The following is a 23,837-nucleotide window of genomic DNA, read 5'->3' as shown; positions in this document are numbered from 1 at the left end:
TTTGTGGTGAACACCACCACAAAAGGATGCCGTTCCCATCAGGGCTAAGGCTTTACGTTAAAAATTAACTTCTCGTGATACTTTATAACGTTCTTCGTTGTTTTTAGTTCTCAAAATAATTTCACCTAAAAATCCGGCTAAAAAGAGTTGAGTTCCAAGAATCATTGTGGTTAAAGCAATAAAAAACCACGGATTGTTTGTAACCAGGCTGTACTTCATTCCATTATACATATGGTATAATTTTGAAACACCAATATATCCGGCAGATAAAAATCCAATGATAAACATTATTGAACCCATTGCACCAAATAAATGCATTGGTCTTTTTCCAAATCTTGATAAAAACCAAATGGTGATTAAATCAAGGAAACCATTAATAAAACGTTCCATTCCAAATTTGGTTTCGCCGTATTTACGTGCCTGGTGAATTACTACTTTTTCACCAATTTTTCCGAAACCGGCATTTTTTGCCAAAACCGGAATATAACGGTGCATTTCGCCCGAAACTTCAATGTTTTTTACAACAGCATTTTTATACGCTTTTAAACCGCAGTTAAAATCGTTTAATTCAACACCAGAAGTTTTTCTGGCAGCCCAGTTAAATAATTTAGAAGGAAGATTTTTTGCTACAACAGAGTCGTAACGTTTCTTTTTCCACCCCGAAACCAAATCAAATCTTTCTTTGGTGATCATTTCATACAATTCCGGAATCTCGTCTGGGCTGTCCTGCAAATCAGCATCCATAGTAATGATAACATCACCTTTTGCTTTTGCAAAACCAGCGTGTAAAGCCTGAGATTTTCCGAAATTTTTCATGAAACGAATTCCTTTTACATTTGGGTTTTCGTTAGAGAAACTTTCAATAATATTCCAAGAATCATCCGTACTTCCATCATCTACAAAAATGATTTCATAAGAGTAATTGTTAGACTGCATCACTTTAATAATCCAGGTGTAGAGTTCTTTAAGCGATTCCTCTTCGTTTAGAAGCGGTATAAGTATAGATAGATTCATTTATATTTTTATTCTTGTATAGATTTGCTTTTAAAAAATGCGGCGAAAATTAATCCGAAAATTGCGCTGATCACCATAGCAAAAACTGATCCTTTTAATAACTCCATAGTAGAATAAGGATTTGTCAGTTTCATTTTGGCAATAGCCTCATTGATTGAAGAAGCCGGAGCGCCAAATTTCTGCATCATATTTGCCGTATATTTCACCATTATGTCGCTTAAAGTGTCTTTTGCACCCGGGTCAATAACGTTAAATAAAATAATATTAAAAGAAGTAGAGATTAAGATACCAACTACTGCAGCTATAAAATAAGTGGTAAAAGCATCTTTAAAAGGAAAAATACCCTTTAATTCTTTCTTAGTTTTAGAAAGTAAAATAATGCTGATTGTAATGCTGATTGCGATTCCTATTATACCCATCCACCATGCGGTAAACAAGTTTAAATCAACAGCATATATTGTTGCAGTAACCAATGCAGATGCAATTCCAATCATTACACCATACGCAATACCATTCTTTTTTATAACTTCATTAATCATATTTTCTATATGTTTAAAATTAATCCACAAATATAGCAATTCCCAATATACATCGAATAGAAAAAAAGCTTTTTGAAATTAACTAAAAAAAAGTACGCTAACTATTTGTTTATTAAAAAAGAATTGTAAATTTGCACACTCAAAATTAATTAAAATTTTAAACAAAAAAGAGCATCGTTTGTTTATACCTTTTTCTAACCATGAAAAAGCTTCAAAATAAAAATGTTCTAAACAATAAATAAAAAGAAAGATGAAAAAAGGAATTCACCCAGAAAATTACAGATTAGTTGCATTTAAAGACATGTCAAATGATGACGTTTTTATCACTAAATCTACTGCAGATACAAAAGAAACAATTGAAGTTGACGGAGTTGAGTATCCAGTTGTAAAAATGGAGATTTCTAGAACATCTCACCCTTTTTATACTGGTAAATCTAAACTTATCGATACTGCAGGACGTATTGATAAATTCAAAACTAAATATGCAAAACACGCTAAAAAATAATAGCTGTTTAAAATATATAAAAGCCTTCCAATTTTGGAAGGCTTTTTTTTTACAAATTATTGTTGAGAGATTTTCTATTTAAATATAGTGCGTGGTTTCAACCACGGGGTAAGTTGTGGATATATTGCGTTCCAGCGCTTGAAACCGCTGGCTGTGTTTTAAAATTTGGTAATAAGGTTTTAACCTGGTTAAGAGTAATTAAATGAATATAAAATTGAGAGCAATATTATATAATTCGTGAATTCGTAGCTATTAACATATAAACTTAATTAATGAAACGCATAAATATTTGTAACTTTGGTCTCGGTAACCAAATCAAATTTTAACACATTAAATTAATTGTATGAACTACATTCTTTTCGACGGTCCCGTCCGGAATGCTTTATTACCCTTCACTTTTACAAGACCTGTTGCTGATATTTTAGTTGGAATTATGACAATTCGCCAGAAATGGGAAGCCCGTTTAGGTTCGACTATAACAACAATTACTGAAGATTACTTATCTGCCAAATTCCCAATGGTAGAAATGGAAGAAAACGTAATGATAAATGCAGCGTATTTACCAAATGATACACTTACAGAGCTGGTTTCGGACTTAAAAGTAAATCAGGCAATCTTTAAAGGTGATGATGTAATTGCTTTTTTTACAACTGAAAATCAGGAAGAAGTTGATTTTGATTCATATGAAATCATTCAGTATAACGATGACTGTTTAACTATAGAGCACACGTGGGATATTTTCTCAAAAAATGATGCTGCCATTCGTGCTGATTTCGCTTATTTGACAGAAGACAGAAAATCGCAGCCAATTCCTAAAAGTGTAAATACAATTGCGCCGGAAAATATTTTTATTGAAGAAGGGGCGAAATTAGAGTTTGTGACCTTAAATGCTTCAAACGGCCCAATATATATTGGTAAAAATACCGAAATCATGGAAGGTACTGTAATTCGCGGTCCTTTTGCTTTATGCGAAAATGCAATGGTAAAAATGTCGGCTAAGGTTTATGGAGCGACAACCGTTGGGCCAGGATCCCGAATAGGAGGTGAGGTTAAAAACTCAGTTCTTTTTGCTAATTCAAATAAAGGTCATGAAGGATTTTTAGGAGATTCAGTTTTAGGCGAATGGTGTAATATTGGAGCTGATAGTAATAACTCAAACCTTAAAAATAACTACGAAGAAGTGAAGTTGTGGAGTTATGAAACGGAAGGTTTTGCAAAAACCGGACTTCAATTTTGTGGTTTAATGATGGGAGATCATAGTAAATGTGGTATCAATACCATGTTTAATACCGGAACTGTGGTTGGTGTGAGCGCCAATATTTTTGGATCTGGTTTTCCTCGTAATTTTGTTCCGAGTTTTTCTTGGGGAGGCGCGGCAGGTTTTACAACATATGTAACCAAAAAAGCTTTTGAAACAGCAAAATTAGTTTTGGGAAGACGAAATATAGATTTCGACGAAACAGAATCTGCCATCTTAGAACATATTTTCGAAGAAACTAAAAAATGGAGAAAAGACTAATGAGGTAATTAGTCAATTTGATAATGAGATAATTTTTACAACCCGACAGGTTTCAAAAACCTGTCGGGTTTTGTTATTTTAAGGTTTAGAGAATTTTCTAATTTCCTAATTGACACATTTTCTAATTTTACTTATTTATCAATCTTAATAAAATCCCCTTTTAAGTTGAATTTTAATTCCAGGCCATTGGTTAGTTTTGTTTCATAGCCATAAGTTTCAATTTCTATTTTAGTAACTTTTTCTTTAGGGAAATTTTCTTTTAGGTAAGAAGCAATTTTTTTCGGTACAATCGATTTTGGGATTTTTGAGTTTTTACCATCAACTTCTTTCCAGTTTCCTTTCTTGTCAAATTCGATTTCAAGCTGATTGTCAAATTGAACTTTGTATTCTGTAGAAAGAATTTCTTTGTCCTCTAATATATAGCTCGGTTTTTTAGATCCAAAATGGGTTTTTAAAAATGTTTGTGCATTTGCTGGTAAAGCTTCTTTTTTAATTACCGTTTTTTGTGCATTTGCAGAAAGTCCAAATATTAACCCTGCAATTAAGTAAACAGCCAGTTTTAATTTCGTTTTCATATTTTGCTGATTTTAAAATTCTTATACAAGATAAGGTTAAAATTTTAAAATAAAAGAAAACCTGACGGGTTTCATTTTCTATGGGTTTAAATAATTATCTAATTGTCACATTTTCAAATTAACAGATTCTCAAAATTATCTAATTTTCAAATTGGCACATTATCTAATTAAATCTATCTTTGCAGCACGAAAAAAAAGGTAGTCAGATAAACGATTAACCGATTTAAACAAATTTACAGAACATAATGATTACAGTTAACGATATTTCGGTTCAGTTTGGTGGAACTACACTTTTTAGCGATGTTTCTTTTGCTATTAATGAAAATGATAAAATTGCCCTTATGGGTAAAAATGGTGCGGGAAAATCGACACTTTTAAAAATAATTGCGGGCCAAAGCAAGCCTTCAACAGGAAGTATATCTACGCCAAAGGATGCAGTTGTGGCTTATCTGCCTCAACATTTATTGACTAAAGACGGGTCGACTGTAATGGAAGAAGCGTCAAAAGCTTTTGGTGAGATTTTTAAAATGAAAGCTGAAATTGATGAAATCAATGAACAATTAACCGTTCGTACTGATTATGAAAGTGATGCATACATGAAATTAATCGAAAGAGTTTCAGACTTAAGCGAGAAATTTTATGCTATTGAAGAAGTAAATTATGAAGCTGAGGTCGAGAAAATTTTAGTTGGTTTAGGTTTTGAGCGCGAAGATTTTACAAGACAAACTTCTGAGTTTTCAGGAGGATGGAGAATGCGTATCGAGCTGGCTAAAATTTTATTGCAAAAACCAGATTTGATTTTACTGGATGAGCCAACCAACCACATGGATATTGAAAGTATTCAATGGTTAGAAGAATTCTTGGTGAATTCAGCAAAAGCGGTTGTGGTAATTTCGCATGATAGAGCGTTTGTAGATAATATTACAAACCGTACTATCGAAGTAACAATGGGAAGAATTTACGATTATAAGGCAAAATATTCTCATTACTTGGAATTAAGAAAAGATCGTCGTATTCATCAGCAGAAAGCATATGACGAACAGCAGAAAATGATTGCTGATAACAGAGCTTTTATTGACCGTTTTAAAGGAACTTTTTCTAAAACAGATGCCGTTCAGTCTCGTGTGAAAATGTTGGAGAAATTAGAAATCGTTCAGGTTGATGAAGTAGATACATCGGCATTACGCTTAAAATTCCCGCCTGCAGCGCGTTCTGGTCAATATCCTGTTATTGTAAAAGACATGTCTAAATCGTATGGTGATCATGTGGTTTTTAAAGATGCTAATATTGTAATTGAACGTGGTCAGAAAGTTGCTTTTGTTGGAAAAAATGGAGAAGGAAAATCGACCATGATCAAGGCAATTATGAAAGAAATTGGCGTTGATTCAGGAAGTGTTGAAGTTGGTCATAATGCACAAATTGGATATTTTGCCCAAAACCAGGCTTCATTATTAGACGAAAATGCAACCATTTTTGAAACAATCGATGGAATTGCAGTTGGAGACATCCGTACGCAGATCAAAAATATTTTGGGAGCATTTATGTTTCAGGGCGATGATATTACTAAAAAAGTAAAAGTACTTTCAGGAGGAGAAAAAACACGTTTGGCAATGATCAAATTGCTGTTGGAACCTGTGAATTTATTGATTCTGGATGAGCCTTCAAATCACTTGGATATGAAGACTAAAGATATTATAAAAGATGCTTTACGTGATTTTGACGGAACATTAATTTTAGTTTCTCACGATCGTGATTTCCTTGACGGACTGGCAACTAAAGTTTTTGAATTTGGAAACAAACGAGTAAAAGAACATTTTGAAGATGTTGCAGGTTTCCTTGCTCACAAAAAAATGGACTCTATGAGGGAGATTGAAAAGTAGTTTTTCATCTAAATATATTTAAAAAGGCATAAGTTAATTCTTATGCCTTTTTTGTTTTTTTAGAATCCCTAACACAATTTTAATGCAATTATTTTTACAATATATTGATTTTTTCACTAATTTGGCGGGGTGTTTTTCCAAAGACATTTCTTAAAACTTTTTTCTTAAGGAGCAGTAAGCGAAGTTTAATTTTTTATTTCAGAGGGCTATGAATAAACCTTTACTAATAAGAATTGCTTTTGTTTTTTTTATAATGCCGCTTTTTATGAATGCGCAAACTGCTGAAACACAAAAGGCAGAGGATTCGGAAAGTAGTGTTAAATATCCTCAATTTCAATTTAAAGGACTTTTTCAGGCCCGATATTTAGAAAGCTTTGACGAAAATGTAGATGTTCTGGGTATGCATCATTCTACAGGCGATGTAACCCAAAGTTCATTTGATATAAAAAGAATGCGTGTAGGATTAAATACAAAACTAAGTGAAGCGACAGAAGTAGTCATCTTGGTAAATCTTGCCGATTTTAAATCAGATGCCAAAGGAAAAGTTCTTGAAAACGCTTACGCAAAATACACCTTCAATAAATACATTGCCGTTTTAGGAGGTCAGTTTCGTCCCGCTTTTGGTGTAGAAGAATTAGTTCCGGTAGATATCATAAAATCTTTTGATTTCTCTAATCAATATTATGAGTTCGGAAAAAACGGCTGGACCAGTTTTCAAATCGGAGCTTCTGCAACAGGAAAATTTGATATTGGAAAAATTCCTGTGGATTATTCTGTTTCAGTTTTAAACGGAAACGGAAAAAATCAGGAAAAAGACAATGACAACGGAAAACAATATTCTTCTAGATTTGTGTTTGGATTATCAAAGCTGCATAAAATTAATTTAGGATTAAATGGCGGTATCGGAAAATATGCTAAAGAAAAAGTATATGCTCTAGGTGCTGATATTACCAGCGATTTTAAACTTACAGATCGTTTTACTTTTGATTTGCAAATAGAATATAAACAAGGAACCAATCATAATTTATACTTCTCTTTACCAGTCGATGCCAGAACAAACGATGTTGCCGATTATCAAATGCGCGGTATTTACTTCCTGCCTAATTTGAGATATCAGATTGATTATAAAAAATTAACCTCTTTAGAAGTGTCTTGCCGTTATGAAAGATTTGATCCAAACTATAAAATAGATTCAAATGTAAGGCAGACTTATACGCCCATGATAAGTCTCGAATTTGGAAAAGCCTATACAGGGCGTATAGAAATGGGACTTGAAATAGATAAATACGACCGAAACATTCCAGATACATCCATTTATAGTGATACCTTATTTATAATTCAGTTTCAATGCAGGCTGTAGTTTAATATAATTCCTTTTATTATGAAAGAAGTACAAATTCCTCAAACCCTGATAACACTTATAGTTGGAATTTCAATTTGGTTCGTTCCTGCGCCAAATGGTGTAGTAATTGAAGCCTGGCACTTGTTTGCTATTTTTGTGGCAACTATTTTAGGAATTATTCTAAAAGCTGCTCCAATGGGAACAATGTGTATGATTGCGATTGCTTTAACCGCTTTTACACAGGTTTTAGCGCCGGGTGATGCAGGAAAATCAATCACATTGGCGTTAAAAGGATTTGGAGATAAAGTAATCTGGCTCATCGGAATTTCGTTTTTTATAGCGCGAGGATTTATAAAAACAGGTTTAGGAAACAGAATCGCCTTCATATTTATTCGAATATTCGGAAAAAGCTCCCTTGGGCTGGCTTACGGATTAGGCCTTGCCGATTTAGTGTTGGCTCCGGCCGTACCAAGTAATACGGCTAGAGGAGGGGGAATTATTTATCCAATCATGAAATCAATGGCAATTAGTTTTGGTTCTTTGCCTGATCATCCAGAAACACATCGAAAATTAGGTTCTTACTTAACATTGAATTGTTATAATATGAACTTAATAGCTTCGTCTATGTTTCTTACCGGAACAGCAAGTAATCCAATGTGTCAGAAGTTTGCGCTTAACTTAGGAATTAAAATAACCTGGATGTCTTGGGCTGCTGCTGCAATTGTTCCGGGATTATGTGCTTTTTTTGTGATTCCTTTTGTGTTGTATAAGATATATCCGCCAGAACTTAAAAGTACTGGAGATGCACCGCAGATTGCTATTCAAAAATTAAAAGAAATGGGGGCTATTACGCGTAACGAATGGATGATGCTGTTGACTTTCTTTATTTTGTTATTTCTTTGGATGACAGGCGATTTGTTTTCTATCGATGCTACGACAACAGCATTTATTGGTTTGGTTATTTTGCTGCTGACTTCCGTTTTAACGTGGGATGATGTAAAGGCCGAAAAAGGAGCGTGGGATACCATTGTATGGTTTTCAGTTTTAGTAATGATGGCAAGTTCACTTAATGAACTTGGGTTTATTGGCTGGTTTAGTAATGTGGTAAAAGCAGAAATAGGCGGATTAAGCTGGCAGATGGCTTTTCCGATAATTATATTGGTGTATTTTTTCAGCCATTATCTTTTTGCAAGTGCAACGGCGCACGTAGCAGCAATGTATGCGGCGCTTTTAGGAGTTGGGATTTCTTTGGGAATTCCTGGGTTGCTATTGGCTTTTATGCTTGGATTTATGGGGTCGATTTACGGAACATTAACGCATTACGGACATGGTCCGGCTCCCGTTTTCTTCGGGAGCGGATATGTTGATTTAAAAAGCTGGTGGGTAAAAGGTTTAGTAACCGGACTTGTAATGCTTTTTATTTACATGGTAATAGGAGGATTATGGCTTTGGGTAATAGATTATTTTTAAATCCTGATTCCCGGCGGCAATAAATCTTTGTACTTTGGATTTTTTTTGAAAAATGCAGCGATTTTTGGGTGAATGGGTACAACTCTAAATTTTTTCTCTGTACTTAATTCCATAATGTTTTTAAGTAAGATGTCAATTACGGGTTGGTTTTCAAAGTTTTCCGGCGTATTGATTTTAGTTAAAAAGATTTTCTTTTCCTGAAAAGAATATTCAACGCTTAATAATCCTTCAGGGACTACGGTTTCAAATTGTCTTGCAAAAGTATTGTCTTTGATTTCCATAGTTGCAGCAGGTTCCATATTTGTCATGTTTTTGGGGTGGATAAAAAATATTAGAAAAAGAACGATAAAAAATAAACAAATAAATTCTTTGGAAAAGATATTTAAATGCGAGTAATTTGGACTGCAAAGTTAATCATTTGATTCTCAATATTGAAGTATTTTAAGTAAGATTTAGACTAGTTTAAGAAACTCATCTGTTTTGTAGTTTAAATTGTTTTAATATGTAAGAATGGTGTAAGATTTGCTGTGCATATCATTTAAAAAAGTAAATTTAGCTTGAAATTAAAATCCGCAATTATAATCCCTTTTCAAACAAATGAGTAAAATTCCAGTATATTTTATGCCCGGTTTGGCGGCAAGTCCGGCAATATTTGAAAGAATCAAATTAGATGAGTCTGTTTTTGAAATGTGTTTATTAGAATGGGAAATTCCACATCCAAAAGAAGCATTGTCTGATTATGCATTTCGAATTTCTAAGAATATCAAACACGAAAATCCTGTTTTAATTGGCGTTTCCTTTGGGGGAATTTTAGTTCAGGAAATTGCAAAACACGTTAATGCCCGAAAAGTAATTATTATTTCGAGCGTTAGAAGTAATATTGAATTTCCTAGAAGAATGAAAATAGGAAAAACAACCAAAGCCTATAAATTGATTCCAATGAAGTTGATTTTGAATATCGAAAGTCTGGCAAAATATTCCTTTGGAGAAAAAGTAAATAAACGCATTAAGTTGTACGAGAAGTTTTTAGCCGTTCGTGATCTTAACTATTTACAGTGGGCAGTTGAATCTGTTATATTATGGAATCGTAATAAGGTTGATGAAAACGTAGTCCATATTCACGGCGATAAAGACGAAGTTTTTCCAATAAAATACATCAATAGTTGTATTGTTGTAAAAGGCGGTACTCATATTATGATTCTCAATAAATATAAATGGCTTAATGAAAATCTGCCTTCGATTATATTGGAAGCTTAAATTCCAAAAACTTTTTAGAATTTTAGAATCCTTGTAAAACTTTTAAACTTTGGCAAAGATGTGTATGCAAAGACAATCAATAAAAAGATTTCTAAAGAAAGCAATCTGAAATCTAAACTCAATAATCTAAAATAAAAATCCCAAATTCTTTTGGAATTTGGGATTTAAAATATTGTGATTTAGAAAATTAGATTTTCTTCATTTGTTCTTTCATCATAGAGATTTGCTCTTTCAGCATTCCTTGTTTGTCTAATTTTTTAGCTTCATTTAATAAATTAGTCGCTTCCAATTTTCTTCTGCGTGACATGGCAACGCCTGCAAGGTTTAATTTTGCTACTGCTAAGTCCATATCCATTGATAGTCCAAGTTCAATAGCTTTTTTGAAATGTTTCTCAGCCTGAATTAAATTAGTCTGCGAAAGCATAATCCCGTGAAGATAATTAAAATATCCTTGTTGTTTTCTTACTAAAGCAGATTCTGGATTTTTGATATATGCCAGCCATTTTTTAGCGCCTTCAAAGTCTTGTTTTCTTAATTTAAGGAAAGCTAATAAGATAAATTCATTTTTAAAATAAAGAAAAATAGGAATTGCAGATAATAATATAAGGAAGATTCCATTTCCGATTTCTTTATCGATAATCTGCCAAAGTCCAGCTGCCACTAGAAGTCCGGCTAGAATAAGTTTGATAATTTTATTAAACATAATAGATGTATATTTGTGATTGCAAAGATAGTAAAAGGAATTAAAAATATTTTTATAAAACTACTTGCCAGAAAAAAAAGTCTTTGTATATTTGCACTCGGTTTTTGAGCAACGATATTCAAAACCAAGAACGAGTTAATTAGATACCATTTTTAAAGATACAAAGCAATGAGCAAAAGAACATTTCAACCATCGAAAAGAAAAAGAAGAAATAAGCACGGATTTATGGACAGAATGGCTTCTGCGAATGGAAGAAAAGTTCTAGCGCGTAGAAGAGCAAAAGGAAGACATAAATTAACTGTTTCTAGCGAGCCTAGACACAAAAAATAATGTTTCTATAAACATAAATAAGGCGTTACTTTCTTAGTATCGCCTTTTTTTATACCTTGTCGGTAAAAAATAGCTCAACATTCTCGTTTTTAGTAAAGTAAGAATGTTTTTTAAAGTACTTATATAACTACACAATACATAAAAAATGCCTAAAGACACATCAATTAAATCAGTTTTAATAATAGGTTCGGGACCTATTGTAATTGGTCAAGCTTGCGAATTCGATTATGCGGGATCTCAATCTGCACGTTCGATTCGTGAAGAAGGAATTGAAGTTATTCTGATAAACTCAAATCCAGCGACGATTATGACCGACCCATCTATGGCCGATCATATTTATTTGAAACCTTTAACTACAAAATCGATTATTGAAATTCTGAAGGAACATCCGCAAATTGATGCTGTTTTACCAACAATGGGAGGACAAACTGCATTGAATTTGTGTTTGGAAGCTGAAGAAAAAGGAATCTGGCAGGATTTCGGAGTAAGATTAATCGGGGTTGATGTAAACGCAATTAATATTACTGAAGACAGAGAACAATTTAAACAGCTTTTAGAAAGAATAAATGTTCCAACTGCACCTGCAAAAACAGCTACTTCTTACTTAGAAGGAAAAGAAATCGCTCAGGAATTTGGTTTCCCGCTTGTAATTCGTCCTTCGTTTACACTTGGAGGAACTGGAGCTGCAGTAGTTTACAAAAAAGAAGATTTTGATGAGCTTTTGACTCGCGGGCTTGAAGCGTCTCCAATTCACGAAGTTTTAATTGATAAAGCTTTAATGGGATGGAAAGAATACGAATTAGAACTTTTAAGAGATAAAAATGACAATGTTGTAATTATCTGTTCTATCGAAAATATGGATCCAATGGGAATCCATACTGGAGATTCTATCACAGTTGCACCTGCAATGACATTATCTGATACCACTTTTCAAAAATTACGTGATTACGCAATTTTGATGATGAGAAGTATTGGAAATTTTGCAGGAGGTTGTAATGTACAATTCGCAGTTTCTCCAGATGAAAAAGAAGATATCGTAGCAATCGAGATTAATCCTCGTGTATCTCGTTCTTCTGCTTTAGCATCAAAAGCGACTGGATATCCAATTGCTAAAATTGCTTCTAAACTAGCTTTAGGGTACAATTTAGATGAATTACAAAATCAAATTACAAAATCTACTTCGGCTCTTTTTGAACCAACTTTAGATTACGTAATCGTAAAAATACCTCGTTGGAACTTTGATAAATTTGAAGGATCTGACAGAACGTTAGGTCTTCAAATGAAATCTGTAGGTGAGGTTATGGGAATTGGACGTTCTTTTCAGGAAGCACTTCATAAAGCAACTCAATCTTTAGAAATTAAAAGAAACGGTTTAGGAGCAGACGGAAAAGGATATAAAGATTACGAGCAGATTATCGAAAAGCTTACTTACGCTAGCTGGGACAGAGTTTTTGTAATTTATGATGCCATTGCAATGGGAATTCCATTAAGCACTATTCATGAAATTACAAGAATCGATATGTGGTTCTTAAAACAATATGAAGAGCTTTATATTTTAGAAAAAGAAATCTCAAACTATAAAGTTTCTGATCTTCCTAAAGAATTATTACTTGAGGCAAAACAAAAAGGTTTTGCTGACAGACAATTGGCTCACATGATGAACTGTCTGGAAAGTGAAGTACACGCTTTGCGTATGGATAAAAACATCAATCGTGTGTTTAAATTGGTTGATACTTGTGCGGCTGAGTTTAAAGCTAAAACACCATATTATTACTCTACTTTTGAGGCTGAAATCGAAAAAGCAAATGGTGAGCGTTTCGTAGACAATGAAAGTATTGTAACAGATAAAAAGAAAGTGATTGTTTTAGGTTCCGGACCAAACAGAATTGGACAGGGAATTGAATTTGATTACTCTTGCGTACATGGAGTTTTAGCAGCAAAAGAATGCGGTTACGAAACAATCATGATCAACTGTAATCCTGAAACGGTTTCTACAGACTTTGATACAGCTGATAAATTATACTTCGAACCTGTTTTCTGGGAACATATTTATGATATCATTCAACACGAAAAACCAGAAGGTGTAATCGTGCAGCTAGGTGGACAAACTGCTTTGAAATTAGCAGATAAATTATCTAAATACGGAGTGAAAATCATTGGAACTAGTTTTGATGCGCTTGATTTAGCTGAAGACAGAGGAAGATTCTCAGATTTATTGACAGAATTACATATTCCTTTCCCAAGATTTGGAATCGCAGAAACAGCAGATGAGGCTTCAAAATTAGCAGACAGTTTAGATTTTCCACTTTTAATTCGTCCTTCTTATGTATTAGGAGGTCAGGGAATGAAAATTGTAATCAATAAAAAAGAGCTTGAAGAACACGTTATCGACTTGTTGAAAACAATTCCAGGAAACAAATTACTTTTAGATCACTACTTAGCCGGAGCAATCGAAGCTGAAGCTGATGCCATTTGTGATGCTGACGGAAATGTGTACATCATCGGAATTATGGAGCATATCGAGCCTTGCGGAGTTCACTCTGGAGATAGTAACGCGACATTGCCTCCTTTTAACTTAGGAGAATTCGTAATGCAGCAAATTAAAGATCATACGCATAAAATTGCTAGAGCTTTAAAAACGGTTGGTTTGATCAATATTCAGTTTGCGATTAAAGATGATACAGTTTATATTATCGAGGCAAATCCGAGAGCTTCTAGAACAGTTCCGTTTATTGCAAAAGCTTACGGAGAACCTTATGTAAACTACGCTACAAAAGTAATGTTAGGTCATAATAAAGTAACTGATTTTGATTTTAACCCGCAATTAAAAGGTTATGCAATCAAACAACCAGTTTTCTCTTTCAGCAAATTCCCGAACGTAAACAAAGCGTTAGGACCAGAAATGAAATCAACAGGAGAAAGCATCTTGTTTATTGATGACTTAAAAGACGATCAATTCTACGAATTGTATTCTAGAAGAAAAATGTATTTGAGTAAATAATCTCAGATTCTATTATAAAAAAAAGCTCCAATGTAAATTGGAGCTTTTTGTATTTTACTTCGTCAGGTCTTATTCATTTTGACCAAAACTCATATTATCTCTGGTATTTTTTTGTACAGAAATTGCACCAAACAAGGCTAGTAAAAAAGCAAAAGCATAAAAACCCTTTTCGCTTGGTAAGATAGTTGCATTCCATAATCCTACAACTAAAAGAACGATTGAAAGTAAAGTTCCAAACCAGCATATTCCGTAGTAAATATCGGTTACCGGAAGATTTTCAAGTCTATCCCTAACACTTTTTTGCAAAGAAACAACAGCAAAAAGTCCAAACATTAAAACGGTGAAATAATATCCTTTTTCGTTTAAAAGCATTTCTGCTCTGGCAAGTCCAACAATAAAGCCAATTGTTCCAGCTCCAAGAGCAACCCAAGATGCTGCGATAAAGGCATTTGATGTTTTTTGTATCATAATTTATTATTTTGGTAAGCTACAAATATAATTAAATTCAAATCATATCAAAACAAGATGGCGATATTTTGTTCAGTAAAATCTTTCAAATAAGTATAAGAAAAAAGCTCCAATTATGGAGCTTCAATCGATTATAAAGTAAGTAAAAGTCTATTGTTTAATTAACTGCTGTAATGGTTTTAATTGTTCCATATCAATTTTTGATTCTTTTAAAACTGACATAAGCGTTATAATGTTGTTTGGATTCATATCGTTTCCTAAAACACGAACTACGGCAAAACCATTTTCTTTTTTATTGGCAAAAACTACAAATTCTTTAATGTTTTCATCTGAGCCAACATAACTTATTGATGCTCCATCTTTACCTGACCCAAATTTCATCAGCTCCTGATATTTGGGATCTTTTAATATCGCCGTAACTTTTTTACGTTCCGTTTCAAATTCTGCCTGATTTTTATCAGTCGCTTTAAAAGCTAAGATGTTCATTTTATCAAATGAATTGATCGCTTCTTTTTGCTCTGCCGAAAGTTTCGTGGTTTCTAAGTTTAAGATATTAGACGAAACATCAACGGCAATAAAATCCTTTTTCTCAGTATTTTCAACAAAATACTTTTGAAGTGAAGGTTCAGAATTGCAGCTTACTAAAGTTAGTAAAGCTAAGATGGCTGTGGTGAAAACATTTACTCTCATGATTATTTTTTGTTTTTAGAAGCTTTCTTTAAGTCAGAACCTCCAGGAAGCTGCATTTTGTCTGTAAGAACTGAAATCTCGTTTAAATCGAAGTTTCCTGTAAGAGATAATAAAACAGTTTCGTCGTTTTTTGCACCGTCAACAAACATTAGTAATTCTTTGATCTGTGTGTCACTTGCTCCTGATTTTACCATTATTTTGACATTTTTACCGCTGTCATTTACACGCATTAACTCTTCTAAACCGGCAGTTTTGATATATTTATCTGCTGAAGCTTTCATATCGGCTTCGATTTTAGGATTTTTGGTTGTAAACACTTTTAAATAATCTAATTTTTTGATCAGATTAATGTATTGTTGTGTTTCTTTATCAGAAGCATCAACTTTTACTTTGCTCATTAAATCGAACATTTTTTTGTTTACAATTACTGATGTTACATCGTCCTGACCATCAAATTTGTCAAAAGCGCTTTGTGCATAAAAAGCTTGTGTAACGAATGCGAAAACTAGTGTTATGATGAAATTTTTCATTTTTTGTATTGTTTAAATTACTGTTTAAAAATTTTGTTTTTTGATTGTTCATATTCGTTAATGTATTGTACACTTTCAATACCTACATTAACATTGTTTGATAATAAAGCCAAGGCCTTTTGCGTTGCGGCAAGAGCTTCTTCCGGATTATCATAGGTTCCTAATTCTGATTGTACCACAACCGGAGTTGTTTTTTCGCCTGCAAAATAAAAGGTTCCAATTCCCAGTAAAACAACAACTGAAGCTGCAATCGATAACCACACTACATTTCGTTTCTTAGTTTTTAGTGGAATGTCCTGCGTTGATTTTTGTTGTTTTACCTGAGAGAAATAACCAAAAATTGGTTTGTACTGCTCCAAATGCTGCGCAACACTTGGTGAAGAAAAATATTCTTTTAATTGATTTTCTTCAGCAATAGTAGTTTCTCCCTGAAAGTATTTTTCTAATATATTTTCTATTTTATCTAATTCCATAACTGTGTGCATTTACCATTGATTCTCTTATTTTTTTTCTTGCTCTCGAAAGTGCCACTCTTATTGCGGTTTCGTTCATATTAACAATTTTCGCAATTTCTTCAAATTCATATTGTTCAACATCCCGAAGCTGAATTAGTATTTGAAGCTGTTCCGGCAGTTGATTTATAATTTTTCCAACCCATTCTAAACTATCAGCATCCTCCAGTTTTCGGTCTAATTGCGGCTCGCGATCTGTAAAATTATTATGTACAATCTGGAGATTTCCGGCTCTTTTAGATTTTAACTGATCTAAACAATAATTTTTTGTCATGGTCATGGCTAATGCTTCGACATTATTGTACGTGTCCAGATTCTCTTTTTTGTTCCATAATTTTACCATTACTTCCTGAGTCGCATCTTCGGCCTCTTCGGTACTGGTAAGCAATCGTTTTGCCAGACGAAAAACTTTGTCTTTAAAAGGATTTACTAATTCTATAAACACATTTTGGTTCATAAATTAAAAGGTTTGTCGTTAGCTTATATAGTCAAGACGAGGCACAATTATTTTTGTTACAACACTATTGTAATTTTTTTTGCAAAAAAGAATAATACTTAAAACTAAAGGTAGTATTTTTACGTTAATACTATACCGAAACCTACGTTTATGAAACCAATTTTAAAAAGCCTAATAGTGTTGTTTCTTCTTGCGTTTGCTTTGCAATCGTGTGAAGATGAGGATGATGTTGCCGCTCCTGCACAATTGCAAGTGAATGATTTTGTATGGAAAGGCCTAAATGAAGTGTACTTATGGCAGGGTGATGTATCGAATTTGGCAGATGATCGTTTTAGTTCGCAAGAAGAATTGAATTCTTTTTTAGCCGGATATTCTGATCCAGAAGAGCTTTTTGAGGATTTATTAAATAAACCAGTAAGCAAATATCCCAGCAATGCTGTTGACCGTTTTAGCTGGATTGTAAGTGATTATACTGTTCTGGAACAAGAATTAAATGGAATTACAAAAAATAGCGGAGTAGATTTTAGGCTTACCAGAGTTGCCGAAGGATCTAATGATGTGGTAGGGTATGTACGATATATTATTCCAAATTCTAATGCTTCGACTAAAGAAATAAAAAGAGGCGATTTATTTACAAGTGTAAACGGAACAAAACTTACGGTTTCAAATTATCAATCTTTATTGGTTAATTCAGACAGCTATACTTTAGATCTTGCGACTTATAACGGTTCTGCATTTGTTTTGAATGGAAAATCAGTAGCTTTAACTAAAACCACCTTAGAAGAAAACCCAATTTTAGTTAGTAAAGTAATTGAACCCGAAACCGGCGGTCATAAAATTGGTTATGTAATGTATAATGGTTTTTATGCAGAATATGATGCTAAACTAAACGAGGCTTTTGGAGTATTGCAAAAACAAGGCGTAACAGATTTGGTTTTGGATTTAAGATATAACGGAGGTGGTTCTGTTCATTCTTCAACATGTTTGGCAAGTATGATTACAGGACAGTTTGAAGGAAAAATATTTTCGAAAAGACAATATAATTTCAAACAAATGGCAGGAATGTCTGCCGATGATTTAGAACTTTTAAACGAAAGATTTGTGAAAAATGTTGATGGTACTGCTGTTAATAGTTTGAATCTTTCTACAGTTTATATTATTACAACCGGAAGTACAGCATCAGCAAGTGAATTGGTAATAAACGGACTGAAACCTTATATTAATGTGGTGCAGATTGGGGAAACAACGACTGGTAAAAATGTTGGTTCATTTACGGTTTACGATTCTCCTACTTTAACAAAAAATAACGTAAACCCAAATCATAAATACGCAATGCAGCCTTTGGTGTTTAAAATTTCTAACGCTTCAGATTTTGGAGATTATACGCAAGGCTTAGTTCCAACTTATGTTCAGGGTGAACGTCTGGATACGTATGGCATTTTAGGTGATCCTTCGGAACCATTATTAAGTTTAGCAATTTCTAAAATTACGGGTGGTACAGCGAAGAAAATAAAAGAGAATGAAGGATTAGATTTACCTTATGTAAGCGATTCTAAAAAACTAAACGGATTACGAAATGAAATGTATTTAGAAAGTGCTCCAAAAGAGTTTCTAAGAACATTGAAATAAAAAAAATGGCTTTCAGAAATGAAAGCCATTTTTTTGTAACCAATTAAAAAAGAATTAGTCGTTAAAATAAAAACCGTTTGGTAATATCCCTACAGTAAATGAGTTCGTTTTTGTTCCTGTTAAAGAATAAATATAGGCTTCTCCTGGATCTAGATTATTAACAGCATCAGCGATATAAATTTTATTATCTTCTACTGCAAAACCATAAGTATTTATAACATCAGTTGCTTTAAATAATACTGCTGTTGGTAATGCCGTTGCACTTGTGTTTAAAGAATAAACATTGTTTCCAACTGTGTAATATATTTTACTGTCTTCAATGTCTAAGAATCCCGGATGTGTTAAATCAGTAAAGTTTATTGTAGATGAAACGGTATTACTGCTTAGATTTACTTTTACAATTTTACCAGCAGTTTCAACATCTGCATAAGATGGTTTTCCGTTACACAAAATATATAAAGTACCATTGTCTTTTACTAAGTCGCTTGGAACATCTCCAACTACAAAATTGGTAACAACTGTATTGGTAGCAGAATTTATAACTGTTAACGAATTTCCCTGACTCCAGCCTCCTTTGTGTCCTACATAAAGTTTGCCATCATTTTCTATGATTTTTTCAGGACCTTCAACTACTGATATTGAAGAAGTAACAGTATTAGAAGTAAGGTCTAAAACTGCTACATAATCATCAGCAGGATCACTTCCTTCTCCCCAGTTTGTAACATATCCTTTTCCGTTTGCAAATGCAATAAATCTTGGATTTTTTAAATTAGCAGTAATGGTAGCAATGCTTTTAAAAGTGTATCTGTTAACGACTTCAATTTTGTTTGAATTGTTTACAACAATATATGCAGCATCGCCTTTAAAACCAATAAATAAAGGTACGTCTCCAGTAGTTTTACCAGGATTAACTAAAGAAAAGACATTGTTTTCAATACTCATATCATCAGATAAATAAGAAATAGTTCCGGTGCTTTCTCCAAAATTACCTTCGTTAGCAATGAATATTCCATTCTCATAATCTCCGCGCGGCTCATCGTTGTTGTCATCATCGTTACTGCAAGACACAAAAAATGCCGAACTTACAATGACAGCTAAAAATAGTCTGTTAAATCTTTTCATGATATTTAAAAATTAAGGTTTATGTATATAGTATAATTTCTCCCCGGCATTTGTCTGCTTATTACCGGCTGATAGTTTTCATTGAACAGATTTAAAATCTGAAATCCAATTTTGTAACTATTTTTGGTTCCAAAGTCATAATCAACTCCAATATTTCCAATATTATAATCTTTAACTCTTGTGGCAGGATTATTAAAAGGAGTGCTGTAAACTTCTCCATTGTACAAGTATTGAAAATAAGAAGACAGTTTTTTCCAATTGTAAGCAACAGAGCCCGTTAATTTATGATAAGGAACATAAATTAACTGTTTATAGATTAATTCGTTTTTAATCATTTGTTTACTTTCCGAAACAGTGTAAGCGTATGTACCATTAATCGTAAAATTGTGTATTCCAAATTTTGGCTTCCATTCTACAAGAACTTCGGCGCCATAGGCTCTGACTTTATCTGTATTTTCAGGCGACCATGCATCTCCTCCGCCTTCTGTTGGAACCCAGCGTAATAAATCTTTGATCGAATTATAATAGGCAGTAAAAGATAAAGAAAAGTTTTTTCTAAAGAATTCATTGCCAATTTCTGCCTGATAAGATGTCTCTGGATTTAAATCAGGATTACCGCTTCCTTCCCAAAATAAATCATTATAAGTTGGCATTCTAAAGTTTTTTGAAGCATTTAATTTTACACGATAAAAGTCAGTAAATTGATATCTTGTTCCAAATGAAAAAAGAAAAGGATTACCGTAGTTATCTGTTATTTCCTGACGAATGCTGGCATTATAATCCCATTTTTCACTTAAAAAATGATGCAATAATAAGCTGGCAGAACCAATTTCCCTTTTTACATTATCAATGCTCGAACCGTATCCTTTGTTTCTGCTGTAATCTACAATTGAATTTAATTTGATTTTTTCATTTATATCAAAAGCTAAATCATATTTGATGATCGAAGTTTCAACTTTTCCATAAGTGAAATTATTAGAGTTGATATTTGGGAAATATTTATAAGATTCGCCAATATGTGCCGCTCGTAATTTTGATGTAAAACGATTAAAAATACTTTCCCATTCTAATAAATTTCGGGTATTAAAATCGTTGTATTTTGTTTTTGTTGCACTTGGTGAAGTCAAAGAAAAGTGACGTTCTGAATCGTAAAACTGGCTATACGCTTTTATTGTATTGTTTGAGTTGATTTTATAACCAAAAGTAGTATTCATACTTGTGTTATAATATTCACCATTTAAATTTTTTTGATCTGAATTACCCGGATATTTAAAATCATTATCAGAGCTGTTTCTGGAAATACTAACCTGTAAACTGTATTTGTCTGATGAAACTATGGTGCGATAATTTGCACTATAAGTATTGTAACTTCCGGCACTAAAAAAAACATGATTAGAAAATTCGTTTTTAAAACGTAAATCATTGTTCAGGTGAATACTCCCGCCTATAGCGCTGCTTCCATACAAAACGCTTCCTCCGCCGGCTTTTACAGTTATGGAATTAAAATCTCTTGTTCCGATAGTATTAAAATCGGCCTGACCTAAAAACTGTGAATTTATATTTATTCCGTTCCAAATCACTGCAGTCTGCGCACCTGTTGTTCCTCTAAAAGATGGAGCAGAAGTCATTCCAAGACCATTTTCCTTAAAATAGATAACAGTATTAAAATTTAAAAGAGAGGTTAAAGAAGGCTGATTTCGGTCGAGAATTGAATCGTTTAAAACCTGAACAGATTGCGAGGTAGAATATTTCTTAAGATTTGAGTCAGAAACTACCACTTCTTTTAATCTAATAGAATCGCTCTGCGCCGCAATAAACTGGCACAATATTAAAAGAAAAAAAGCAAAACGTATTCTTAAAGTCATAATTTCTACACTCTTTTTCCCGAGAGCTTGATATTTGTTATAAAGGCAGGTCTCCTGGCTTGCGTCTTGTTGTTTACCTTCCCATTCGCCGGAGCGAGCAGTGGTTTTGTAGTTTACAACAAGCGTTCATTTCTAGAACAAAGCTTACAGTTGCGGGTACAGCTCAAGATTTTACTTGATTCCCTTTTTAATGTGTTAATCAAAACACAACCTTAATTTTATGCAAATATAAAGTTAAAAATATTGATAATTCAAATATATTTCACTTTTGGAATCAAATACTTAAACAAAACAGCAAATTATAGTTCAATTCTTATGACTTCTCCAAAATCTACTTTGTTTTGAAATGCTTCTTTTAAAGGAAGTGCAGTCTGATGACATAAAATACTTCGTATTATTCCGGCATGGGCCACAATAATCACAGGACGTTTGATTTCTGAAATTTGATGTAATAAAAAATCACCTACTCGTGAATGTAATTCCGTAAATGATTCTCCGTTTGACACTGGAATATTTACAAAATCTTCCATCCACGGATTTAATTCTTCTGGTGGAATCTCATTCCAAGGTTTTAATTCCCAGTCACCAAAATTCATTTCTTGTAATCGGTCATCTTCCTTATAAGAAATGGCATTTATATTTTTTTGAATATGTTTTGCTAAAATTGAACAACGTTTTAACGGACTTGAAAAAATTACGGCTTCTGTTGGTAATTCAGATATGATTCTGTCAAAAATTTCGTCAAAAGGCGCAGCAATATCAACATCCGATTGTCCGTAGCAAATGCCTTTTTCGCAGATCGTTTCGGTATGGCGAACTAGATAAATTTCCATATAAAAAGAATACTTAAATAATATATAACCTCACAAACCTGTTGTGCAGCACCAAGGCAATCGCCTGTGTAACCGTCAATCCATTTTTGGAAATATCTTGCCAGAAAATAGCGGGTTACATAAACCGGAATTAAAGCCAAAAGGATTTTATAGTTGAAATAGGAGAGTACCAATAACGGAATCAATCCGAAGAAAAATGATCCCAAAACTTCTTTCCAGCTGTGGTCTTTTGCTATTGGTTTACTTTTACTCGAAGCATCATCGCGAGAATATTCATGTGTAAAAATAATGCTGATCGCCGCCAAACGACTTACTGCATGTGCAGAAATAAATAAGAGATAAACCAGAAAAATGTTATTTGTAAAAAGTGAAATGGATTCTGAAAGCAATTTAAATTTTACCAGAAAAAGCAAAACCAAGCCAATTGCTCCATAAGCACCAATGGCACTGTCTTTCATAATTATCAGAATTTTTTCTTTGGTCCAGCCTCCGCCAAATCCGTCGCAAACATCTGCAAATCCATCTTCATGAAAAGCGCCGGTAGTTAAAACAGAAATAATAATTGAAAAAATCACTGCTGTTTCTGTTGAGAGAAATAATGAAAAAAGATAAAAAGCCAGAAATGAAATTGTGCCTACAATCCAGCCAATAAAAGGGAAATATCGTGTGGCTTTGTTTAAATAATCAGGATTATGATCTATGTTTTTTGGACATGGAATTCTGGTGTAGAACATTAAACAAGTAAAAAAAATATGTAGTTCTTTTTTCATTTAGATTGTGGTTATTTGGCTAAAGCCCTTTTGAGAGGCACTTATTTTGTTCCAACATCTAAAGATGTTGGCAATTGATTTTTAATATCAATACTCTTAATTATTGATAAAATATTCAAAAATAGAAACTAATTTATAAATTTCATTACAATGACTATTGGACTAAAACCTTTTTGAGAGGCAATTATTCTAGCATTTAAAGATGTTGGCAAGTAATTTTTATTTATTGTCAATACTTTTTTTGATGGTAGAATATTCAAAAAAATAAAAACTAATGTGTAAAATTAATTGCCTCCAGATTTATCTGGAGGTTAAAAAGAATTAGCAGCTTCTGGGCTTTAGCCAAACTCTCTTAAGAATGTTTGAATCCAAATTTGATTATAAATTCATCATATTCTTCCTGAAATGTTTTCTTTTTATGACGCTCCTCTTGATTTATAATATAATCTTTTACTTTATCTACAATAGATTCTGATACTGAAACAGCAAAATATTCATCCTGCCATTCAAATTTTTCTTTAGTTAATTGATTTTTATTAATCCAATACGAAGATTCACCTTTTAATAATTGTATTATTTTCTGAATGGTTTGATTATTTCCCAGCGAAATTAAACAATGACAATGATCCGAATGCCCACTAATATATTCAAGATATATTTCTTTTTTTAACGCATTTTCCTTTATATGATACCAAACTTTTTGGCGAAGATCAACCGAATTTAAAAAAGGAAATCTATTTTTTGTACTCCAAACACAATGAATATAAACTTTAGTAAAAGGCATGTATAATTTTTTAAAATAATTTCAATTTGTGATTCAAAAGTA

Annotated in this window: 24 protein-coding genes and 1 riboswitch; of the genes, 9 read left to right on the top strand and 15 right to left on the bottom strand. The window is 32.9% G+C overall.

Features of this window, described 5'->3' with window-relative positions:
* Window positions 1–57: 57 nt before the first annotated feature.
* On the bottom strand, window positions 58–1,014 hold the full coding sequence (locus L1276_RS22805) for a glycosyltransferase family 2 protein (protein WP_253791861.1): 957 nt from the start codon (window positions 1,012–1,014) through the stop codon (window positions 58–60).
* Between the two features lie 8 nt (window positions 1,015–1,022).
* Window positions 1,023–1,553 carry a DUF4199 domain-containing protein gene (locus tag L1276_RS22800; protein ID WP_253791859.1) on the bottom strand — a complete coding sequence of 177 codons (531 nt, stop codon included), beginning with the start codon at window positions 1,551–1,553 and terminating at the stop codon, window positions 1,023–1,025.
* 250 nt (window positions 1,554–1,803) lie between these two features.
* Between L1276_RS22800 and L1276_RS22795 the strand changes: the two genes are divergently transcribed.
* A complete protein-coding gene (locus L1276_RS22795) occupies window positions 1,804–2,058 on the top strand; it encodes a type B 50S ribosomal protein L31 (RefSeq protein ID WP_011921626.1) in 255 nt (84 codons plus the stop codon).
* 343 nt (window positions 2,059–2,401) lie between these two features.
* On the top strand, window positions 2,402–3,577 hold the full coding sequence (locus tag L1276_RS22790; RefSeq protein ID WP_253791857.1) for a GlmU family protein: 1,176 nt from the start codon (window positions 2,402–2,404) through the stop codon (window positions 3,575–3,577).
* Between the two features lie 131 nt (window positions 3,578–3,708).
* Here the strand turns inward: L1276_RS22790 and L1276_RS22785 are convergent, their stop codons facing one another.
* On the bottom strand, window positions 3,709–4,152 hold the full coding sequence (locus L1276_RS22785; protein ID WP_253791855.1) for a PepSY-like domain-containing protein: 444 nt from the start codon (window positions 4,150–4,152) through the stop codon (window positions 3,709–3,711).
* Between the two features lie 245 nt (window positions 4,153–4,397).
* Here L1276_RS22785 and L1276_RS22780 point away from each other — a divergent pair, with 245 nt between their 5' ends.
* From L1276_RS22780 to L1276_RS22770, 3 genes are all read left to right on the top strand, one after another.
* Entirely contained in the window at window positions 4,398–6,032 is a 1,635-nt protein-coding gene (locus tag L1276_RS22780; protein WP_253791853.1) for an ABC-F family ATP-binding cassette domain-containing protein, read from the top strand.
* Between the two features lie 265 nt (window positions 6,033–6,297).
* Window positions 6,298–7,392, top strand: coding sequence for a porin (locus L1276_RS22775; RefSeq protein ID WP_253791851.1), 1,095 nt, complete (start codon window positions 6,298–6,300; stop codon window positions 7,390–7,392).
* A 21-nt stretch (window positions 7,393–7,413) separates the two neighbouring features.
* Window positions 7,414–8,844, top strand: a complete 1,431-nt coding sequence (locus L1276_RS22770; protein ID WP_253791849.1) for an anion permease — start codon at window positions 7,414–7,416, stop codon at window positions 8,842–8,844.
* On the opposite strand, the gene L1276_RS22765 is transcribed toward L1276_RS22770, so the two are convergent.
* Window positions 8,841–9,152, bottom strand: a complete 312-nt coding sequence (locus L1276_RS22765) for a GNAT family N-acetyltransferase (RefSeq protein ID WP_253791847.1) — start codon at window positions 9,150–9,152, stop codon at window positions 8,841–8,843. The two genes, L1276_RS22770 and L1276_RS22765, sit on opposite strands and share 4 nt — an antisense overlap.
* Window positions 9,153–9,441: 289 nt before the next feature.
* Between L1276_RS22765 and L1276_RS22760 the strand changes: the two genes are divergently transcribed.
* The gene (locus tag L1276_RS22760; protein ID WP_253791845.1) at window positions 9,442–10,101 is read left to right on the top strand and encodes an alpha/beta hydrolase; all 660 of its coding nucleotides are present in this window, start codon (window positions 9,442–9,444) and stop codon (window positions 10,099–10,101) included.
* A 187-nt stretch (window positions 10,102–10,288) separates the two neighbouring features.
* Here L1276_RS22760 and L1276_RS22755 read toward each other — a convergent pair whose 3' ends face one another.
* Window positions 10,289–10,804, bottom strand: coding sequence for a DUF2892 domain-containing protein (locus L1276_RS22755; RefSeq protein ID WP_253791844.1), 516 nt, complete (start codon window positions 10,802–10,804; stop codon window positions 10,289–10,291).
* Window positions 10,805–10,972: 168 nt separating this feature from the next.
* On the opposite strand from L1276_RS22755, the gene rpmH reads away from it, so the two are divergent.
* Both rpmH and carB read left to right on the top strand, forming a co-directional pair.
* Window positions 10,973–11,134, top strand: a complete 162-nt coding sequence (gene rpmH / locus L1276_RS22750) for a 50S ribosomal protein L34 (protein ID WP_008464848.1) — start codon at window positions 10,973–10,975, stop codon at window positions 11,132–11,134.
* 145 nt (window positions 11,135–11,279) lie between these two features.
* Window positions 11,280–14,135: a carbamoyl-phosphate synthase large subunit gene (gene carB, locus L1276_RS22745; protein WP_253791842.1), complete on the top strand. Its 2,856-nt coding sequence runs from the start codon at window positions 11,280–11,282 to the stop codon at window positions 14,133–14,135.
* Between the two features lie 69 nt (window positions 14,136–14,204).
* On the opposite strand, the gene yiaA is transcribed toward carB, so the two are convergent.
* The 5 genes from yiaA to L1276_RS22720 all read right to left on the bottom strand — a co-directional run bounded on the left by yiaA (window position 14,205) and on the right by L1276_RS22720 (window position 16,792).
* Entirely contained in the window at window positions 14,205–14,603 is a 399-nt protein-coding gene (gene yiaA / locus L1276_RS22740; protein WP_253791840.1) for an inner membrane protein YiaA, read from the bottom strand.
* Window positions 14,604–14,753: 150 nt separating this feature from the next.
* On the bottom strand, window positions 14,754–15,293 hold the full coding sequence (locus tag L1276_RS22735; protein ID WP_253791838.1) for a DUF4252 domain-containing protein: 540 nt from the start codon (window positions 15,291–15,293) through the stop codon (window positions 14,754–14,756).
* Between the two features lie 2 nt (window positions 15,294–15,295).
* Entirely contained in the window at window positions 15,296–15,823 is a 528-nt protein-coding gene (locus L1276_RS22730) for a DUF4252 domain-containing protein (protein WP_253791836.1), read from the bottom strand.
* 17 nt (window positions 15,824–15,840) lie between these two features.
* Window positions 15,841–16,296: a hypothetical protein gene (locus L1276_RS22725; RefSeq protein WP_253791834.1), complete on the bottom strand. Its 456-nt coding sequence runs from the start codon at window positions 16,294–16,296 to the stop codon at window positions 15,841–15,843.
* Entirely contained in the window at window positions 16,283–16,792 is a 510-nt protein-coding gene (locus L1276_RS22720; protein WP_053474321.1) for an RNA polymerase sigma factor, read from the bottom strand. The genes L1276_RS22725 and L1276_RS22720 overlap by 14 nt, the downstream gene beginning before the upstream one ends.
* A gap of 150 nt (window positions 16,793–16,942) precedes the next feature.
* Between L1276_RS22720 and L1276_RS22715 the strand changes: the two genes are divergently transcribed.
* Window positions 16,943–18,421: a S41 family peptidase gene (locus tag L1276_RS22715; RefSeq protein ID WP_253791832.1), complete on the top strand. Its 1,479-nt coding sequence runs from the start codon at window positions 16,943–16,945 to the stop codon at window positions 18,419–18,421.
* 54 nt (window positions 18,422–18,475) lie between these two features.
* On the opposite strand, the gene L1276_RS22710 is transcribed toward L1276_RS22715, so the two are convergent.
* The 5 genes from L1276_RS22710 to tnpA form a co-directional block, all read right to left on the bottom strand.
* Complete coding sequence (locus tag L1276_RS22710) at window positions 18,476–19,543, bottom strand: YncE family protein (protein ID WP_253791830.1); 1,068 nt, start codon at window positions 19,541–19,543, stop codon at window positions 18,476–18,478.
* 5 nt (window positions 19,544–19,548) lie between these two features.
* Window positions 19,549–21,408 carry a TonB-dependent siderophore receptor gene (locus tag L1276_RS22705; protein WP_253791828.1) on the bottom strand — a complete coding sequence of 620 codons (1,860 nt, stop codon included), beginning with the start codon at window positions 21,406–21,408 and terminating at the stop codon, window positions 19,549–19,551.
* Between the two features lie 26 nt (window positions 21,409–21,434).
* Window positions 21,435–21,638: riboswitch (cobalamin riboswitch) on the bottom strand.
* Window positions 21,639–21,707: 69 nt separating this feature from the next.
* Window positions 21,708–22,241, bottom strand: a complete 534-nt coding sequence (gene cobC, locus L1276_RS22700; RefSeq protein ID WP_253791826.1) for an alpha-ribazole phosphatase — start codon at window positions 22,239–22,241, stop codon at window positions 21,708–21,710.
* Window positions 22,226–23,011, bottom strand: coding sequence for an adenosylcobinamide-GDP ribazoletransferase (locus L1276_RS22695; RefSeq protein WP_253791824.1), 786 nt, complete (start codon window positions 23,009–23,011; stop codon window positions 22,226–22,228). Before L1276_RS22695 ends, cobC begins: the two co-directional genes overlap by 16 nt.
* A gap of 352 nt (window positions 23,012–23,363) precedes the next feature.
* Window positions 23,364–23,795, bottom strand: coding sequence for an IS200/IS605 family transposase (tnpA, locus tag L1276_RS22690; protein WP_253791822.1), 432 nt, complete (start codon window positions 23,793–23,795; stop codon window positions 23,364–23,366).
* Between the last annotated feature and the right edge of the window lie 42 nt (window positions 23,796–23,837).

Origin of the sequence: Flavobacterium sp. HSC-32F16 (genome assembly GCF_024171645.1) — a bacterium.
GTDB lineage: Bacteria > Bacteroidota > Bacteroidia > Flavobacteriales > Flavobacteriaceae > Flavobacterium.
Note: the sequence above shows the minus strand (reverse complement) of the source record. Positions and strands in the feature narration are given on the sequence as shown.

What these genes read in the sequence shown, in the direction of transcription:
- L1276_RS22805 (WP_253791861.1), bottom strand. Translation starts at nt 1,014, where the DNA reads ATGAATCTATCTATACTTATACCGCTTCTAAACGAAGAGGAATCGCTT.
- L1276_RS22800 (WP_253791859.1), bottom strand. Translation starts at nt 1,553, where the DNA reads ATGATTAATGAAGTTATAAAAAAGAATGGTATTGCGTATGGTGTAATG.
- L1276_RS22795 (WP_011921626.1), top strand. Translation starts at nt 1,804, where the DNA reads ATGAAAAAAGGAATTCACCCAGAAAATTACAGATTAGTTGCATTTAAA.
- L1276_RS22790 (WP_253791857.1), top strand. Translation starts at nt 2,402, where the DNA reads ATGAACTACATTCTTTTCGACGGTCCCGTCCGGAATGCTTTATTACCC.
- L1276_RS22785 (WP_253791855.1), bottom strand. Translation starts at nt 4,152, where the DNA reads ATGAAAACGAAATTAAAACTGGCTGTTTACTTAATTGCAGGGTTAATA.
- L1276_RS22780 (WP_253791853.1), top strand. Translation starts at nt 4,398, where the DNA reads ATGATTACAGTTAACGATATTTCGGTTCAGTTTGGTGGAACTACACTT.
- L1276_RS22775 (WP_253791851.1), top strand. Translation starts at nt 6,298, where the DNA reads ATGAATGCGCAAACTGCTGAAACACAAAAGGCAGAGGATTCGGAAAGT.
- L1276_RS22770 (WP_253791849.1), top strand. Translation starts at nt 7,414, where the DNA reads ATGAAAGAAGTACAAATTCCTCAAACCCTGATAACACTTATAGTTGGA.
- L1276_RS22765 (WP_253791847.1), bottom strand. Translation starts at nt 9,152, where the DNA reads ATGACAAATATGGAACCTGCTGCAACTATGGAAATCAAAGACAATACT.
- L1276_RS22760 (WP_253791845.1), top strand. Translation starts at nt 9,442, where the DNA reads ATGAGTAAAATTCCAGTATATTTTATGCCCGGTTTGGCGGCAAGTCCG.
- L1276_RS22755 (WP_253791844.1), bottom strand. Translation starts at nt 10,804, where the DNA reads ATGTTTAATAAAATTATCAAACTTATTCTAGCCGGACTTCTAGTGGCA.
- rpmH (WP_008464848.1), top strand. Translation starts at nt 10,973, where the DNA reads ATGAGCAAAAGAACATTTCAACCATCGAAAAGAAAAAGAAGAAATAAG.
- carB (WP_253791842.1), top strand. Translation starts at nt 11,280, where the DNA reads ATGCCTAAAGACACATCAATTAAATCAGTTTTAATAATAGGTTCGGGA.
- yiaA (WP_253791840.1), bottom strand. Translation starts at nt 14,603, where the DNA reads ATGATACAAAAAACATCAAATGCCTTTATCGCAGCATCTTGGGTTGCT.
- L1276_RS22735 (WP_253791838.1), bottom strand. Translation starts at nt 15,293, where the DNA reads ATGAGAGTAAATGTTTTCACCACAGCCATCTTAGCTTTACTAACTTTA.
- L1276_RS22730 (WP_253791836.1), bottom strand. Translation starts at nt 15,823, where the DNA reads ATGAAAAATTTCATCATAACACTAGTTTTCGCATTCGTTACACAAGCT.
- L1276_RS22725 (WP_253791834.1), bottom strand. Translation starts at nt 16,296, where the DNA reads ATGGAATTAGATAAAATAGAAAATATATTAGAAAAATACTTTCAGGGA.
- L1276_RS22720 (WP_053474321.1), bottom strand. Translation starts at nt 16,792, where the DNA reads ATGAACCAAAATGTGTTTATAGAATTAGTAAATCCTTTTAAAGACAAA.
- L1276_RS22715 (WP_253791832.1), top strand. Translation starts at nt 16,943, where the DNA reads ATGAAACCAATTTTAAAAAGCCTAATAGTGTTGTTTCTTCTTGCGTTT.
- L1276_RS22710 (WP_253791830.1), bottom strand. Translation starts at nt 19,543, where the DNA reads ATGAAAAGATTTAACAGACTATTTTTAGCTGTCATTGTAAGTTCGGCA.
- L1276_RS22705 (WP_253791828.1), bottom strand. Translation starts at nt 21,408, where the DNA reads ATGACTTTAAGAATACGTTTTGCTTTTTTTCTTTTAATATTGTGCCAG.
- cobC (WP_253791826.1), bottom strand. Translation starts at nt 22,241, where the DNA reads ATGGAAATTTATCTAGTTCGCCATACCGAAACGATCTGCGAAAAAGGC.
- L1276_RS22695 (WP_253791824.1), bottom strand. Translation starts at nt 23,011, where the DNA reads ATGAAAAAAGAACTACATATTTTTTTTACTTGTTTAATGTTCTACACC.
- tnpA (WP_253791822.1), bottom strand. Translation starts at nt 23,795, where the DNA reads ATGCCTTTTACTAAAGTTTATATTCATTGTGTTTGGAGTACAAAAAAT.